Below are 13,517 nucleotides of genomic sequence, written 5' to 3' on the forward strand. Positions count from 1 at the left end.
CACTTGCAGCACCAGTGCCACCGCTATCCGTCACCCCCGCCGGGGCACCGGTACCCGGTCCAGGTCGGCCGCCACGGTGAGGTCGCCGTCGAACACGGTGCGCGCCTCCTTCTCGAACTCCGCCGGGTCGGTGTACCGCTGCGAGAAGTGGGTCAGCACAAGGCTGCGCACGCCGCTCTGCGCGGCCACGGTCGCCGCCTGCAGGGCGGTCAGGTGCCCGTGGTCGCGCGCGAGGTCCCGGTCGCGGTCCAGGAACGTCGACTCGATGACGAGCAGGTCGACGCCGTCGGCCAGGCCCCACACCGCGTCGCACATGCGGGTGTCCATGACGAACGCGAACGACTGCCCCGGGCGGGGGTCGCTGACGTCCTCGACCCGGACCGTGCCGTGCGGGGTCCGCAGCATGCCGTCTCGGACCAGCCGGCCGACGTCGGGCCCGCTGATGCCCGCCGCCGCCAGCCGGGCCGGGTCCATGCGCCGGCCGTCCGGCTCGTCGAGCCGGTACCCGTACGCCTCGAGGGAGTGGTCCAGCCGGGCCGCGCGCAGGGCCGCCGGACCGTGCAGCTCGCCGGGTACGCGTGGCACGACGCCGTCGCGCGACAGGCCTTGCAGCGCCAGACGCTCCTGGTGGTAGTAGGCGGTCGAGTCGCACAGCGCCTCGACCCACCGGCGGCCGGAGGCCGGGAACGTCACCGGCACGGTGTGCGGAACTCCGTCGAGGCTGATCCGCTGCACCACGCCGGCCAGGCCGAGGCTGTGGTCGCCGTGCAGGTGCGTGATCGCGATGCGGGTCAGGGCCGTCGCGGAGATCCCTGCGTGCAGCATCTGGCGCTGGGTTCCCTCGCCGGGGTCGAACAGGATGACCTCGTCGTCCCAGAACAGCGCGTAGCCGTTGTGGTTGCGGGTCCGCGTGGGTACCTGGCTGGCAGTGCCGAGGGCAACGAGCTCACGGCTCGAGACGCGGTGGTTTGCGGGGCGCTGGAACACGTTGGCATTGTGTCCTGAAGCCCCCGGAACCGGCACGAGGAAAACCGGTGCGGCGGGTATGACGTGCCATTTTCAAAAGTTCACCCGCACCCGGGCAGGACGTTCAGCGGGTCGCAACCGTACTGCGCCTGCACGAGCACCAGAACGGCCCAGCCGAAGGCCAGCAGCATCGCTCCGCCGACAAGGATGTTCAGGACGGGGTAGGTTCCATCCTGTAGCACCGGCGCTAGTGCAAGGGCTGCTCCTGCCAGCAGGCAACCCAGTGTCACAATCGTGATGGGGCTGGTCAGAGCATCGGAAGCGGATAGCTCAAGCCATCCCAACCGGTCCCCCAGGACCACCAGCGCCACGTACGGCAGAGCGAACCCGAGCGCCGCGATGGCGCGCCAGTCCATGATCGAGAGCTTCGACAGCACCATGACCTCCCCTTTTGACTCACCCCAGACGGTGGCCAAACCACCACGACAAGTGTTAATAATCGGGGGGCGGTCCGCTAGTTCCGGTAGTGATTTTCACAGAATCCGACATATTCGTACCATCTCCACTTTCAGGACTCCCGCGCTGATGGCACCCTGTGGCGCGTCGTAGCGCCACCGGCGGCACGGCTGTCGAGAAAGGACGCGCATGGCGAGGCACGAACGCGTAGGTAAGCCCGCGTACGCAGCGGTGTCGACGCGAATCACCGGCATCCAGGTGGCCCGCGCGCGCCTGCGGGAGATCGCCGTCGTCCGGGTCGACGAGCGGGGCGGCGTCGTCGACGAATGGTCAGCGGTGCTGCACCCGGACGGCGCCTGGATAGCGCTCGCCGACGTCGCGGCGACCCTCCGTCAGCGGCTGTCCCAGATGGCGATCGTGACGCACAACGGCCGGCTCGGCATCGAGGTGCTGCGGGCAGAGCTGGCCCACCTCGGGTGGCAGCTGCCCGCCTTCGCGCAGCTGACGACCATCGACGCGAGCTACCACTACCTGCCGAACCTGGTGCACCGCCGGCTGTCGGACTGCTGCACCGCCGCAGGGGTCCCGTTCGAGGGCGGCGGCATCCCGCCGAACTCCAGCCCGGTGAACGAAGCACGCGCCGTGGCCGGTCTGCTGTCCCGGTTCGTGCAGAGCGTCGGCGGGGTGCCCGACCTGGCCGAGCTGCTGCAGGTCACCTTGCGGGCGTGGGTCTACCCCTGGCCCGAGGCGCCCAGCCGGGTCGCAGACGCCCCGCGCCCCTGGCCGGGCCGCCGCGGTCCGGGCATCCTCACGACGCTCGCCGGACAGCCGCTCGCCGACGCGATCGCCGCCGTCGCTGACGTGCACACCCACGGGTACCTGGCGCTCATCGCCGAGACGCTGCACGACGGGCGGCTGACGCCCCAGACCGCGGCCGGGCTCGCCGACGCCGAGCCGCTCTACCGGCTCACGCCCGAGGCGGCGTCCGACATCCGCAGACGGTTCTTCGACGCCCTGGTGCACCAGGCGATCGAGGCCGACCGCTATCACCTGGAGGCGCGCCAGGAGCTGTGGCGCGTCGCCGACACGCTCGGCTGCCCACGCGACGCCGTGATCGAGCCGATCGTCGAGGCGACGCCGGTCGAGTTCCCCAAGCTGGACGACGAGACGGGGACCAAGAAGCCGACCGACGGTCGCAGCGTCGCGACCCCCGCCCAGATGCGCGCCTGGGCCATCGCCAACGGGTTCGACGTCGAGGGCTACATCCGGCTGCCCTGGTCGATCGTGCGGGCCTTCGAGGAGGCGCACGCGGAGCCCGTCGACCGGACCGCGCGACCGGTCGAACGCGACCAGCCGGCTCCCGGCCGGGCCCTGCACGACCAGAGCGTGCCCACGGCGCCTCGGGCGGCTCAGGACCCCGGCCTCCGGCCGGACCCCCGGCCGCGCGAAGCGGGCACGCAGCCCGTCCTGCGGCCGGCGCACCGCCGGGACCGCGAGCCGGACCCGGACGACGGCGTCCCGCAGCTCGAGTTCGACCGGCTGGAGACCCCGCCCATCGGCAACCCGCTGGTCTGACGGGCGGCGGTCACGGCGTCAGGCGTCAGGCGTCAGGCGTCAGGGAAACCCTTCGGGTTCTTGGACTGCCAGCGCCAGGTGTCCGCGCACATGTCGTCGATCGTCTTCGTCGCCCGCCAGCCCAGCTCGGTGTTGGCACGGGTCGGGTCGGCCCAGAACGCGGGCAGGTCGCCGGCCCGGCGCGGGCCGAACTCGTACGGCAGCTCACGGCCGACCGCCCGCTCGAACGCCTTCAGCAGCTCCAGCACCGACGTGCCCGTGCCGGTGCCCAGGTTGAACGCCCGCGCGGGCTCGGCCATGTCGTCCAGGTGCTCCAGCGCCGCCACGTGCCCCGCCGCCAGGTCCGTGACGTGCAGGTAGTCCCGCTCGGCCGTGCCGTCCGCCGTCGCGTAGTCGTTCCCGAACACGGTCAGCCTGTCGCGGCGCCCCACGGCAACCTGCGCGATGAACGGCATGAGGTTGTTCGGGATGCCCTGCGGGTCCTCGCCGATGTCACCGCTCTCGTGCGCGCCGACCGGGTTGAAGTACCGCAGCAGCGCCACCTTCCACCCCTCGGAGATCTGCGCGACGTCCGACAGGACCCGCTCGATCATCACCTTGGTCTGCCCGTACGGCGAGGACGAGGACAGGTGCTCGTAGTCCTCCCGGTACGGCACGGGAGCCTTCTCGCCGTACACCGTGGCCGACGACGAGAACACCAGCTTGGTCACCCCGTACTTCTGCATCGACGTCGCCAGCGCGAACGTGGAGTCGAGGTTGTTGCGGTAGTACTCCAGCGGCTTGGTCACCGACTCCCCCACGGCCTTGAACCCGGCGAAGTGGATCACGGCGTCGATCTGCTCGTGCGCGAAGAGTGCCTCGGTCTTGTCGACGTCGGTCAGGTCGAACGCATGGATCGGGATCGCCCGGCCGGCGAGCGCCTCGAGGCGGCCCTGCACCGAGGGCTTCGAGTTGGAGAAGTCGTCGACCACCACGACGTCGTGACCAGCGGCAACAAGGGCAAGGACGGTGTGTGAGCCGATGTAGCCGGCACCACCGGAGACGAGAACGCGCATGGTTCCACGATATAGCCGGGAGGGGTCCTCGGACCGCCGCCCTACGGTGCGGCCATGGACGCGACAACGAGCAAGCGCCCCGCCAGGCTGACCACCGCCATCGTCATCCTCTGGTTGCAGGCCGCTGCCAACGGCTTCGTCGGGATAATCCTCCTCGTCTCGGCACAGTCCGCCCTGGAGCATCGCCAGGACGTCGGCCTCGACCTGGCCGCCGGGCTGATCTCCGTCCTTGCAGTCCCGGTGCTGATCGTCGGCGCCGTCGGCCTCGCCAAGGGTCGGGTCTGGGTCCGGGTGCCGGTGGTCGTCATTGAGCTCCTCATCATCCTCAACGGGCTGGGTTCCCTGGTCCTGACGATGAATGCCGGTGGTGCTCCAGCAGGAATCGTCGGCCTGGTCCTTGCCGGCCTGGTGCTGCAGGGCTGCTTCGCCAAGGAGTCCGACGACTGGCTCCAACCGCGTGAGGAACCAGATGAGGAACCGCGCACCGAACCACGGGACGCCGCGCGCGAACCGTGAGCCGTGAGCCGTGAGCCCGACCGCAACGTCCGGAACTCGCTGGATCCCGTGGCCCGACTCTCGGTACCGTCGCGCGCATGACGGTCCCCGAGGCGATGCTCCTCTTCGCACTCGTCGCGATCCCGCTGACGGTCATGCCCGGCCTGGACAGCGCACTCGTGCTGCGTACCGCCGTCGTCCACGGCAACCGGCACGCCTACGCGACAGCGCTCGGCGTCAACGCAGGCGTGCTGGCCTGGGGCGTGGCCGCCGCCGTCGGTGCGACGGCGGTCCTCGCCGCCTCGGAGACCGCGTACCGCGTACTCACCATGGCCGGGGCTGCCTACCTCGTGTCCCTCGGCGGCCAGATGCTCTGGTCCAGCTTCCAGCGGGGCCGCTACGACGCCCTGCCCGACGAGGTCCGGCTCAGCCCGGCGCACGTCACGGCGCGCTCCCCCTGGCGCTCGTTCGCCATCGGCGCCACCACCAACCTCCTGACCCGAAGGTCGGCGTCTTCTACCTCGCCACCATCCCCCAGTTCCTGCCCGACGACGTGCCCCACCTGCTCATGGGCGTGCTCCTGGCGGTCGAGCACGACCTCATCGGCTTCGCCTGGCTGGCCCTCCTGATCAACGCGGCAGGCCTGGCCAGGCGCTGGCTGTCCGGGCGGGCGATCGCCCGCGTGACCGACCGGATGACCGGAGCCGTGCTGCTCGCGTTCGGCGGCACCATCGGGTGGAACGCGCTGACCGGGCACGCCCGCGCACTCTGAGCCGGGCAGGCGCTCACCACGGGCCCGAACCGCCGGCACGACACCGGCGCCACGTTCCCTGACCTGCGGCATCGGTCCCGATATCCTCACCGGGTGGCGTACACCGAGCAGCGCACCGACTCCGACGGCCGCACCGGCTACATCGGCCGGTTCCGGGTCGACGGGCGCCTGCGCAGCACCCGCCGCTTCACCGCCAAGCGGGAGGCGCTCGCGGAGGCCCGGCGGCAGGAGGAGGCGGGCAAGCACTCCGAGTGGGTGGACCCGGCCACCGGCCGGGTCACTGTCGCCGAGTGGTTCGCGATCTGGCAGGAGTCCCGTGTGGACCGTGCGCCCCGCACCATCGAGGCGGAGCAGGAGCGGTTCCGGTCGTTGGTCGCCCCGGTGTTCGGCGACCGGCCGCTGCGGCAGGTCACCCACGAGGACGTGGCCCGCTGGGCGGCGACCATGGTCTCCCCCACGACCGGTGTGACCGCCTCTCCGGCTCGGCGCCGGGACGCGGCGCGCCTCCTGGTGGCACTGCTCGACGCCGCCGTCGACGCGCGGCGTCTGCGCACCAACCCGGCGCGGACGCCGTCGGGCAAGGTGCCCGCACTGCCGCGCGCGCCGAAGACCAAGCCGCACCGCTATCTCTCCCACGAGCAGCTGCGGCGCGTCGCGGACGCCGTCCGGTCGCGGCAGTCCCGCACGCTGGTCCTGCTCACGGCCCTGACCGGCTTGCGCTGGGGCGAGGTCAGCGCGCTGACGGTGGCCGACGTCGACCCGCTGCGTCGTCGGGTGCGTGTCACCAAGGCGTACACGCGGCTCGACGACGGCACGCTCCTGCTCGGCGACACCAAGACGCACGCGCGGCGCGAGGTGCCCCTGCCCGGGGCTCTCGTCGAGGCGGTGGCCGAGCAGGCGGCCGGTCGGACGCCCGCTGACCTGTTGTTCACCGGGTCGCGCGGCGGACCCCTGCGCCGGGAGAGCTTCGACCGTTCGGCGTTCCGGCCGGCGGTCCTGGCTGCGGGCCGTGCCGTCCGCACGCTGCGGGAGGCCCTGCTGCTGCGGGCCTCCGGCCTGTACGACGACGAGGTGGTCGCCGCGGTCCGGCGTCTGCAGTCCGACGGCGGGCTCGCGCCCACGGGCGTCTGCGACCCGAGGACCTGGGCCCTGGTGATCACCGCGGACCGGGCACGCCGCGACGGCGGTGCCCAGGGCGCGCACGGGCCTGCGCCCAGGATGACCCGCGGCGACAAGGTCAGCCGCACCCGGCTGCTCACCGCGCTGTCGGGGACCACGCTCGGGCCCGGCGCCGAGGACTTCGACACCCTCACCCTGCACGACCTGCGGCACACTGCCGCGTCGCTCGCGATCTCGGGCGGGGCGACGGTCAAGGCGGTGCAGCGCATGCTGGGCCACGAGTCCCCGGTGCTGACCCTGTCGACCTACGCGGGCCTGTTCGAGGATGACCTCGATGCGCTGGGCGACACGATGAGCGCGGCGTTCCAGGCGTCCGCCGTCATGGTGGGAGCCGCTCAGGGGGAGCCGTCCAGCGCTACGTCCGGTGCGGTGGCGAGCGGCGCCGCGGAGGTGATCGCGATCGGCAGCGCGCGGGCCGTGGCCGTGGGCTGACGAGGTTCTCGGTCTTCATCCGACATTTTTTCGGCGGATCGCGGATCCTGATGTCGAGAACGTGCGAAGGGCTCCGTCCTAGGGTCGAGGGCGCGAACCGCGTCCATGACCCGGGGCCTCGTACGGGGCCCTCGACCCAGGGAGACAATCATGGCGAAGTACCTGCTGCTGAAGCACTACCGGCACAGCGGACCGAAGCCGGTGCCCGGTACCGAGGCGATGATGGACCAGTGGACGCCCGACGAGATCACGGCGCACATCGAGTACATGCGCCGGTTCGCGGAGAAGCTGACCGAGAGCGGTGAGTACGTCAGTGGTGACGCGCTCTCGCCAGAGGGCACGTTCGTCCGGTACGACGGCGAGGGCCGAGCGCCCGTGACGGACGGACCGTTCGCGGAGACCAAGGACCTGATCGCCGGCTGGATGATCATCGACGTCGAGTCCCAGGAACGGGCCTACGAGGCGGCGGCCGAGCTGTCCGCGGCGCCCGGCGCGGGTGGGCGGCCGATCTATGAGTGGCTGGAGGTCCGTCCGTTCCTGGCCGACCCGGCCGCCACGGCCGAGTGACCGGACGCGGCGCGAGCGGGATAGCGGGTCTGGTGTGGACCACGACGCGGTGAATGACGTGATGCGGACCCTCGCGCCGCAGGTCCTTGGCGCCCTCGTCCGTCGCGGAGCAGATTTCGCGACGGCCGAGGACGCCGTGCAGGAGGCGCTCGTCGAGGCGGTGCGGCACTGGCCCGACGGCGCCCCGGACGACCCGAAGGGGTGGCTCCTGCGGGTCGCCGGCCGCAAGCTGATCGACGCGCAGCGCTCCGAGGCCGCCCGGCGACGGCGGGAGGAGCGTGTCCACGACGAGCCTCCGCCCGGACCCACCGAGCAGTCGGACGACACCCTGCTCCTGCTGAGCCGCTGCTGTCACCCGGCACTGAGCCCGGCGTCGGCCATCGCACTGACCCTGCGGGCCGTCGGCGGGCTCACCACCGCGCAGATCGCTCGCGCGTTCCTGGTGCCCGAGGCCACCATGGCCCAGCGGATCTCCCGGGCCAAACGCACGATCACCGGCGAACGGTTCGACACCCCGGGCGACGTGCGCGCGGTGCTGCACGTGCTCTACCTGATCTTCAACGAGGGGTTCACCGGCGAGATCTCGCTGGCCGCAGAGGCGATCCGGCTGACCCGTCAGCTCACCGCCGCGACCGCGACGGAGACGACGGCGGTCGCGGCGGACCCGGAGGTCGCCGGCCTGCTCGCCCTGATGCTGCTGCACCACGCCCGCCGGGACGCCCGGTACACCGCATCGGGCGAGCTCGTGCCCCTGGACCAGCAGGACCGGTCGCTGTGGGACACCTCGATGATCACCGAGGGCGTCGCAGTGCTGCAGGCCGCCCTGGCGCGCGACCGGCTCGGGCAGTACCAGGCACAGGCGGCGATCGCCGCCCTGCACGACGACGCCCCCGCGGCCGGCGAGACGGACTGGCCGCAGATCCTGGAGTGGTACGACGAGCTGGCCCGGCTCACGGACAGCCCCGTCGTCGCGCTCAACCGTGCGGTCGCGGTGGGGCAGGTCGACGGTCCGCGTGCTGGCCTGGCCGTCCTCGGCGACGTCGACCCGGGACTGACCCGGTGGGACGCCGTGGCGGCCCACCTGTACGAGCGGGCCGACGACCTCGACCGGGCCATCCAGCACTACACGGTCGCCGCCGACCGGGCCGCGAGCGCGGCGGAACGCACGCACCTGATCAAGCAGGCCGCACGGCTGCGGTCCTCGCGGCCCTGAGACAGGCGTCCAGGGCCGCGGCACCGGCCAGCATCGCCCGCCCGCGCTCGGTCAGCCTGCCGCGCCAGTCGCCCAGCGCGGCTTCCAGCGGCTCCAGTCCACCGGCCGACCGGACCTGGTCGATCAGCGGAGCGATCTGTTCCAGCAGGTAGCCGCCCCGCCTGAGCTGGTGGGTCAGCTGGGCGTCCCGGACGTCGGCCTCGCCGTAGAGCCGGTACCCGGTCTGTGGGTCGCGACGCGGCCGCACGAGACCCGCCCGCTCCCACGTGCGCAGGGTCGCGGGCCGGATGCGGAGCTTCGCCGCCAACGGTCCGATGAACGTGTCCGTGTGCGTAGCGGACGCGTCAGGTCGGGACGACGCACCCGGCCCGGGCTCGCCGGATCCCAGGTCGCGCAGGGCGTTCTCCACCGCCTGGAGCGTCCGGCGGTCCTCGAGAAGCTGAGCATGGCTCTCGTCGACGATGCGGAGCGCCTCATCGGTCGTTCCCGCGTTCACGGCCCGCATGATCGACGCCGCCGTCTGATGACCGTGGCCGGGCAGCAGGGCCAGGAAGGCACGCAGAGCCCGGGCGTGCCGCGCGTCGTAGGCCCGGTAGCCGTGCTGCGTGCGTTCGGCGTCGGGGAGGATGCCGACGTCCTCGTAGTTCCGGATCGCCTGGGTGGACAGACCGTGCTCGCGCGCCAGATCGATCGGGCGGAGCCGCGCCGTGCTTTGAAGGTTCTGCCCCATCTACCCACTCATGTCGCGAGGAAGTCTCAACCGTTTCTTCAACGATACCTTTGAGGGAATGACGACAGACCTCAAGGAGACCACCGCACCCTTCGATCCCGCCGCGGTCCTACGCCTGCTCCCGGCCCGGCCACGGCTCCTCGCGCTGGGCGAGCCCACCCACGGGGAGAACACACTGCTGGCCCTGCGCAACGAGCTCTTCCGCCACCTTGTCGAACAGGAGGGCTACCGCACGATCGCCCTCGAGAGCGACTGCCTCATGGGCCTCCGCGTCGACGACTACGTCACCACCGGCGAGGGCAGTCTCGACGACGTCATGGACCGCGGGTTCAGCCACGAGTGGGGCGCCTACGAGGGCAACCGGCAGCTCGTGCGCTGGATGCGCGCGCACAACGCGGGCCGCCCCCCGGCCGACCAGGTCCGCTTCGCGGGAGCCGACGGCCCGCTGGAGATCTCCGGCCCGGCGAGCCCGCGGCAGGCCCTGACCGCCCTGCACGGCTACCTCTCGGACCGGGTCGACGCCGGCCTGCTGCCCGTCACCGCCGACGTGCTCGACAGCCTGATCGGACCCGACGCCCGCTGGACCGAACCAGCCGCGATGACGGACCCCGCCCGGTCCGTGGGACAGTCGGCCGAGGCGCGCGAGCTACGCCTCGTCGCGGACGACCTGGAGGCGCTGCTCAGCATGCAGGCACCCCGGCTCATCGACACGTCCTCGCCCGACGACTGGGACCGCGCCCGCCTGTACGGGCGCACCGCGACCGGACTGCTGCGCTACCACTTCTGGATGGCCGACACCTCGCCCGCTCGCATGACGTGGCTGCTCGGCGTACGAGACGCGATGATCGCCGCCAACCTGCTCGCCGTCACCGAGCGCGCCCCCACGCTCGCGTACGCCCACAACGGCCACCTGCAGCGCAACCGCAGCACCATGACCATGTGGGGCCACCCCCGCCTCGAGTGGTGGGGTGCAGGAGCGCTCGTGAGCTCCCGCCTGGGTCCGGACTACGCCGTCGTGGCCACCGCCCTCGGCACCATCGAGCACCAGGGCGTGGACGCCCCGCCGTCGGACACGGTCGAGGGGCTCCTGTACGCACTGGGCGACCACCGCGTCGCCGTCGACCCGCGTGGCCTCGTCGCGGCGCTCGCGGACGCGCCACCCGCTGCCCGGGTGTCGCCGTGGTTCGGGTACTCCCCGCTCGACCCGGCCCACCTGACCGACCAGGACGGGCTGCTCTTCGTCAGGGACGTCCGGCCGCTCTGAGCACTGCCCGGTCAGCACCCCGTGGCGTGGGGTGCTGACCGGGTGCTGACCGGCGCGTCCGGCTGTCTGGTTCCCGCTCCGGAGGTCGTCAGGTGCGTCCGGCCGGCGCGAGGGCCTGGCCCGCGGCCCAGGAGCTCGGGCTGACGCCTCGGGTCCGCTTGAACGCGGCGCTGAACGCGAACGCGTCCGAGTAGCCGACGGCGTGCGCGATCTCGGCGACGGTCGCGGCGTCGCGCTCGGTCAGCAGGTCGGCCGCCAGGGTCATGCGCCAACGGGTCAGGTAGGTCAGCGGAGGTTCGCCGACCAGGTCCGTGAACCGCTTCGCCAGGGTCGAGCGGGAGACCCCGGTCCGCTCGGCGAGCGAGCCGACCGTCCACGGCGCCGCCGGCTCCGCGTGCAGCAGGCGCAACGCGTCGCCGACCACCGGGTCCCGCTGGGCCGCCCACCAGGGCGGGGGCTCGCCACCGGGCCGGTCGAACCAGTCGCGCAAGGTGCAGACGAGCATCCAGTCCAGCAGCCGGTCGAGCACCACCTGCTGGCCCGGGGCGTCGACGGCCACCTCGGTGCCGAGCTGATCCAGCGCGGCGTCGCTCGTGCCCCCGGCGCCGACGCGCAGCACCGTGGGCAGCGCGTCGAGCAGGCGCCTGCTGATCTCGCCGCGCACCGGGTAGGCGCCGACGACCAGGCTGGTCGGCGGGGTGTCCGGGCTGGTCTGTTCGCCGGGGTCGTGCCAGCCGAGCCGGTACCGTGCCCCGCCGAGCTCCGGCACCGCGCAGTCCTCGCCGCACTCGACCGGCTCCGCGCGGGTGCCGACCTCGTCGACAAAGGTGAAGGTCGTCGGCCCGCGCACGACTATCGTCTCGCCGGCGGCGAGCGGCTCGGCCGGACCCTGCTCCGGCACCACCCATCCCGCCCCGCCGATGACCGTGACCAGCGTGAGCGGCGCGCCGTCCACGAAGTGCAGCGCCCATGGCGGGGACAGCACCGAGCTGCCGAACAACGAGCCATGGGCTCGTACCCCGCGGATCAGGTCACTGAACGCGTCCATTCCACGAGGTTAGACGATCACACAGGGAATCCGGCTTCTGACCCTGGATTCGTCCGAGCGACGGGCGTGCTACCGGGCCGGTGGGATCCGGTAGACGGAGACGTGTGACGGTGACTCGGCCGTGAACTCCGCGCCCGACCAGTCGGCGTGCCTCGTCTCCAGCTCGAATCCGGCCAGCTGGGCCATCAGGTCGAGCTCGGCCGGCCAGACGTACCGGTGCGGACTGCGGAACAGCTGAGCCTGCCTGCCCTCATCGAACCGGAAGTGGTGCGACACGACGTGCTGCCGCAGGACGTCGACGGTGTCGAGCCCGATGTAGCCGGGCTCGGACTGGAAGACGGTGGCCGACCGCCCCGGGGGCAGCCTGCGCAGGTCCGGCACCCAGAGCTCGACGACGAACCGGCCGCCGGGGGCGAGGTGACGCGCCGCGTTCCGGAAGCATGCGACCTGCTCTGCCTGGGTGAGCAGCAGCGAGACCGCGTTGTAGACGATGTAGACCAGGGTGTACCGCCCAGGGGCCACCGCGGTCGCCATGTCACCGATGACCACGGGGATCGCCGCCTCGTGGACCTTGGTGCGCAGCTGTTCCACCATCGGCGGTGACAGCTCGATGCCGACGACCGGAACTCCGCGCGCGGCGAGCGGGACGGCCACTCGCCCGGTACCGATGGCGAGCTCGAGCGCCCGCCCCTCCCCCGCCAGGTGCGCGAGGCGCACGACGGCCGGCCCCAGGACCTCCGGCGCGAACATGTCCGACCCTGGCGTGTCGTAGTGCTGGGCGACGTCGGCGTCCCAGACTTCCTCTTTCCGCATGCTGGTGACTCTCGCCGGTGCTCGAAGGCGTGTACAGCGAATATGTCCTGTCCGTCGCCAGATAAGTTGTCGTGCGACAACTCGCTGACCTGCGATGGGACAGATCGAGTGGCGCGTTGGTGACGTGCATCGGCCACCTGAATTGTCCTCATCTTGGCTTTGGACGCCTTGTGGCTGAGATCTGGCCCGGTGCAATCTACGACGTCGACGGGACACAAGATCGGTGGGAAGCGTGTCGCGGCCCTCTGCGCCGGCCATCCGGAGATTTGTCGCGAGGTTCGCTGTGACGGTCGGGGAGATTGGGAGACTATGCGATCAATTCATGCTGGGGTGCTGGCCTTCACACTCGCTGCACTGTGCGCGGGATGCGGCGGCGAGGCACCGGCGAACGACGTGTCGGATCGGCCCGTGCTCCCGACGCAGATCGGTACGCCCCCGACCTGCCGAACGGCCTTCGAGGGATTCCAGGCCGAAGACCAGCGGCTGCGTCAGCAGGCCGAGTTCGACAGCCTGGTCGCCTGCGAGACGGGAGAGTACTGGCTCGACATCGGTGCCGAGGTCCTGCCCGAGGACCGAGAAACGCTCAATGTGCTTCTCGAGGAGCTCTGTGATGGTGGCGGGCTGCGGCACGCCGAGACTCCGGTGTGCCGCAGCCCGTCATAGGGACCTCAAGGCGTCATGATGCTGAACCCGGTACCAGGAAGGTAGGCAGTGACAGGGGCATACAACAGCGTGGCGCTGCACTGTCGGTTGGCACTCGCAGGTTCCCCCTGACAGACATTTCCTGCACCCATCATCCCGCTGATCACCCCAACTGCAAGGGTCTGCCCATTGTTTTGGTTGACGACGAACAATGGTGAGGGGCCCTAAGAATTTCGGACAGTTGATTCCGATGATTCTTACGCCGCGATATTCGCTGCGTGCCAGGCTTCTTCGGCCTCGTTCGGTGTGC

At 71.4% G+C, this 13,517-nt stretch carries 15 protein-coding genes; 9 read left to right on the forward strand and 6 right to left on the reverse strand.

The features are described from left to right. Positions 1-30: 30 nt before the first annotated feature. Together AB0F40_RS21655 and AB0F40_RS21660 are read right to left on the reverse strand one after the other, a co-directional pair. Entirely contained in the window at positions 31-987 is a 957-nt protein-coding gene (locus tag AB0F40_RS21655; protein ID WP_357472415.1) for a ribonuclease Z, read from the reverse strand. A gap of 80 nt (positions 988-1,067) precedes the next feature. Then, the gene (locus tag AB0F40_RS21660) at positions 1,068-1,406 is read right to left on the reverse strand and encodes a hypothetical protein (RefSeq protein ID WP_357472417.1); all 339 of its coding nucleotides are present in this window, start codon (positions 1,404-1,406) and stop codon (positions 1,068-1,070) included. 205 nt (positions 1,407-1,611) lie between these two features. Here AB0F40_RS21660 and AB0F40_RS21665 point away from each other — a divergent pair, with 205 nt between their 5' ends. Beyond that, entirely contained in the window at positions 1,612-2,997 is a 1,386-nt protein-coding gene (locus AB0F40_RS21665) for a hypothetical protein (protein ID WP_357472420.1), read from the forward strand. A gap of 32 nt (positions 2,998-3,029) precedes the next feature. Here AB0F40_RS21665 and galE read toward each other — a convergent pair whose 3' ends face one another. Next, positions 3,030-4,052 (reverse strand): UDP-glucose 4-epimerase GalE, encoded by a 1,023-nt coding sequence (galE, locus tag AB0F40_RS21670; protein ID WP_357472423.1) that lies wholly within the window; start codon positions 4,050-4,052, stop codon positions 3,030-3,032. A 54-nt stretch (positions 4,053-4,106) separates the two neighbouring features. Between galE and AB0F40_RS21675 the strand changes: the two genes are divergently transcribed. The 6 genes from AB0F40_RS21675 (at position 4,107) to AB0F40_RS21700 (ending at position 8,710) form a co-directional block, all read left to right on the forward strand. Next, entirely contained in the window at positions 4,107-4,568 is a 462-nt protein-coding gene (locus AB0F40_RS21675; protein ID WP_357472426.1) for a hypothetical protein, read from the forward strand. Positions 4,569-4,645: 77 nt separating this feature from the next. Then, entirely contained in the window at positions 4,646-5,176 is a 531-nt protein-coding gene (locus AB0F40_RS21680; protein ID WP_357472428.1) for a LysE family transporter, read from the forward strand. Further along, positions 5,101-5,319 carry a hypothetical protein gene (locus AB0F40_RS21685; protein WP_357472431.1) on the forward strand — a complete coding sequence of 73 codons (219 nt, stop codon included), beginning with the start codon at positions 5,101-5,103 and terminating at the stop codon, positions 5,317-5,319. Before AB0F40_RS21680 ends, AB0F40_RS21685 begins: the two co-directional genes overlap by 76 nt. 93 nt (positions 5,320-5,412) lie before the next feature. Then, positions 5,413-6,930: a tyrosine-type recombinase/integrase gene (locus AB0F40_RS21690; RefSeq protein WP_357472434.1), complete on the forward strand. Its 1,518-nt coding sequence runs from the start codon at positions 5,413-5,415 to the stop codon at positions 6,928-6,930. 150 nt (positions 6,931-7,080) lie between these two features. Continuing rightward, entirely contained in the window at positions 7,081-7,497 is a 417-nt protein-coding gene (locus tag AB0F40_RS21695; protein WP_357472437.1) for a YciI family protein, read from the forward strand. A gap of 61 nt (positions 7,498-7,558) precedes the next feature. Then, on the forward strand, positions 7,559-8,710 hold the full coding sequence (locus AB0F40_RS21700) for a DUF6596 domain-containing protein (RefSeq protein WP_357472456.1): 1,152 nt from the start codon (positions 7,559-7,561) through the stop codon (positions 8,708-8,710). On the opposite strand, the gene AB0F40_RS21705 is transcribed toward AB0F40_RS21700, so the two are convergent. Further along, on the reverse strand, positions 8,673-9,440 hold the full coding sequence (locus tag AB0F40_RS21705) for a TioE family transcriptional regulator (protein WP_357472441.1): 768 nt from the start codon (positions 9,438-9,440) through the stop codon (positions 8,673-8,675). The genes AB0F40_RS21700 and AB0F40_RS21705 overlap by 38 nt on opposite strands. A 58-nt stretch (positions 9,441-9,498) precedes the next feature. Between AB0F40_RS21705 and AB0F40_RS21710 the strand changes: the two genes are divergently transcribed. Then, positions 9,499-10,704 (forward strand): erythromycin esterase family protein, encoded by a 1,206-nt coding sequence (locus AB0F40_RS21710; protein WP_357472444.1) that lies wholly within the window; start codon positions 9,499-9,501, stop codon positions 10,702-10,704. 88 nt (positions 10,705-10,792) lie between these two features. On the opposite strand, the gene AB0F40_RS21715 is transcribed toward AB0F40_RS21710, so the two are convergent. Together AB0F40_RS21715 and AB0F40_RS21720 are read right to left on the reverse strand one after the other, a co-directional pair. Beyond that, positions 10,793-11,752 (reverse strand): AraC family transcriptional regulator, encoded by a 960-nt coding sequence (locus tag AB0F40_RS21715; protein ID WP_357472446.1) that lies wholly within the window; start codon positions 11,750-11,752, stop codon positions 10,793-10,795. Positions 11,753-11,821: 69 nt separating this feature from the next. After that, entirely contained in the window at positions 11,822-12,565 is a 744-nt protein-coding gene (locus AB0F40_RS21720) for a class I SAM-dependent methyltransferase (RefSeq protein ID WP_357472448.1), read from the reverse strand. Between the two features lie 408 nt (positions 12,566-12,973). On the opposite strand from AB0F40_RS21720, the gene AB0F40_RS21725 reads away from it, so the two are divergent. Next, on the forward strand, positions 12,974-13,228 hold the full coding sequence (locus AB0F40_RS21725) for a hypothetical protein (RefSeq protein ID WP_357472451.1): 255 nt from the start codon (positions 12,974-12,976) through the stop codon (positions 13,226-13,228). The last annotated feature ends 289 nt before the right edge of the window (positions 13,229-13,517 follow it).

Source organism: Promicromonospora sp. NPDC023987, assembly GCF_040639055.1.
In the GTDB taxonomy this organism is placed as follows: Bacteria; Actinomycetota; Actinomycetes; order Actinomycetales; family Cellulomonadaceae; genus Promicromonospora.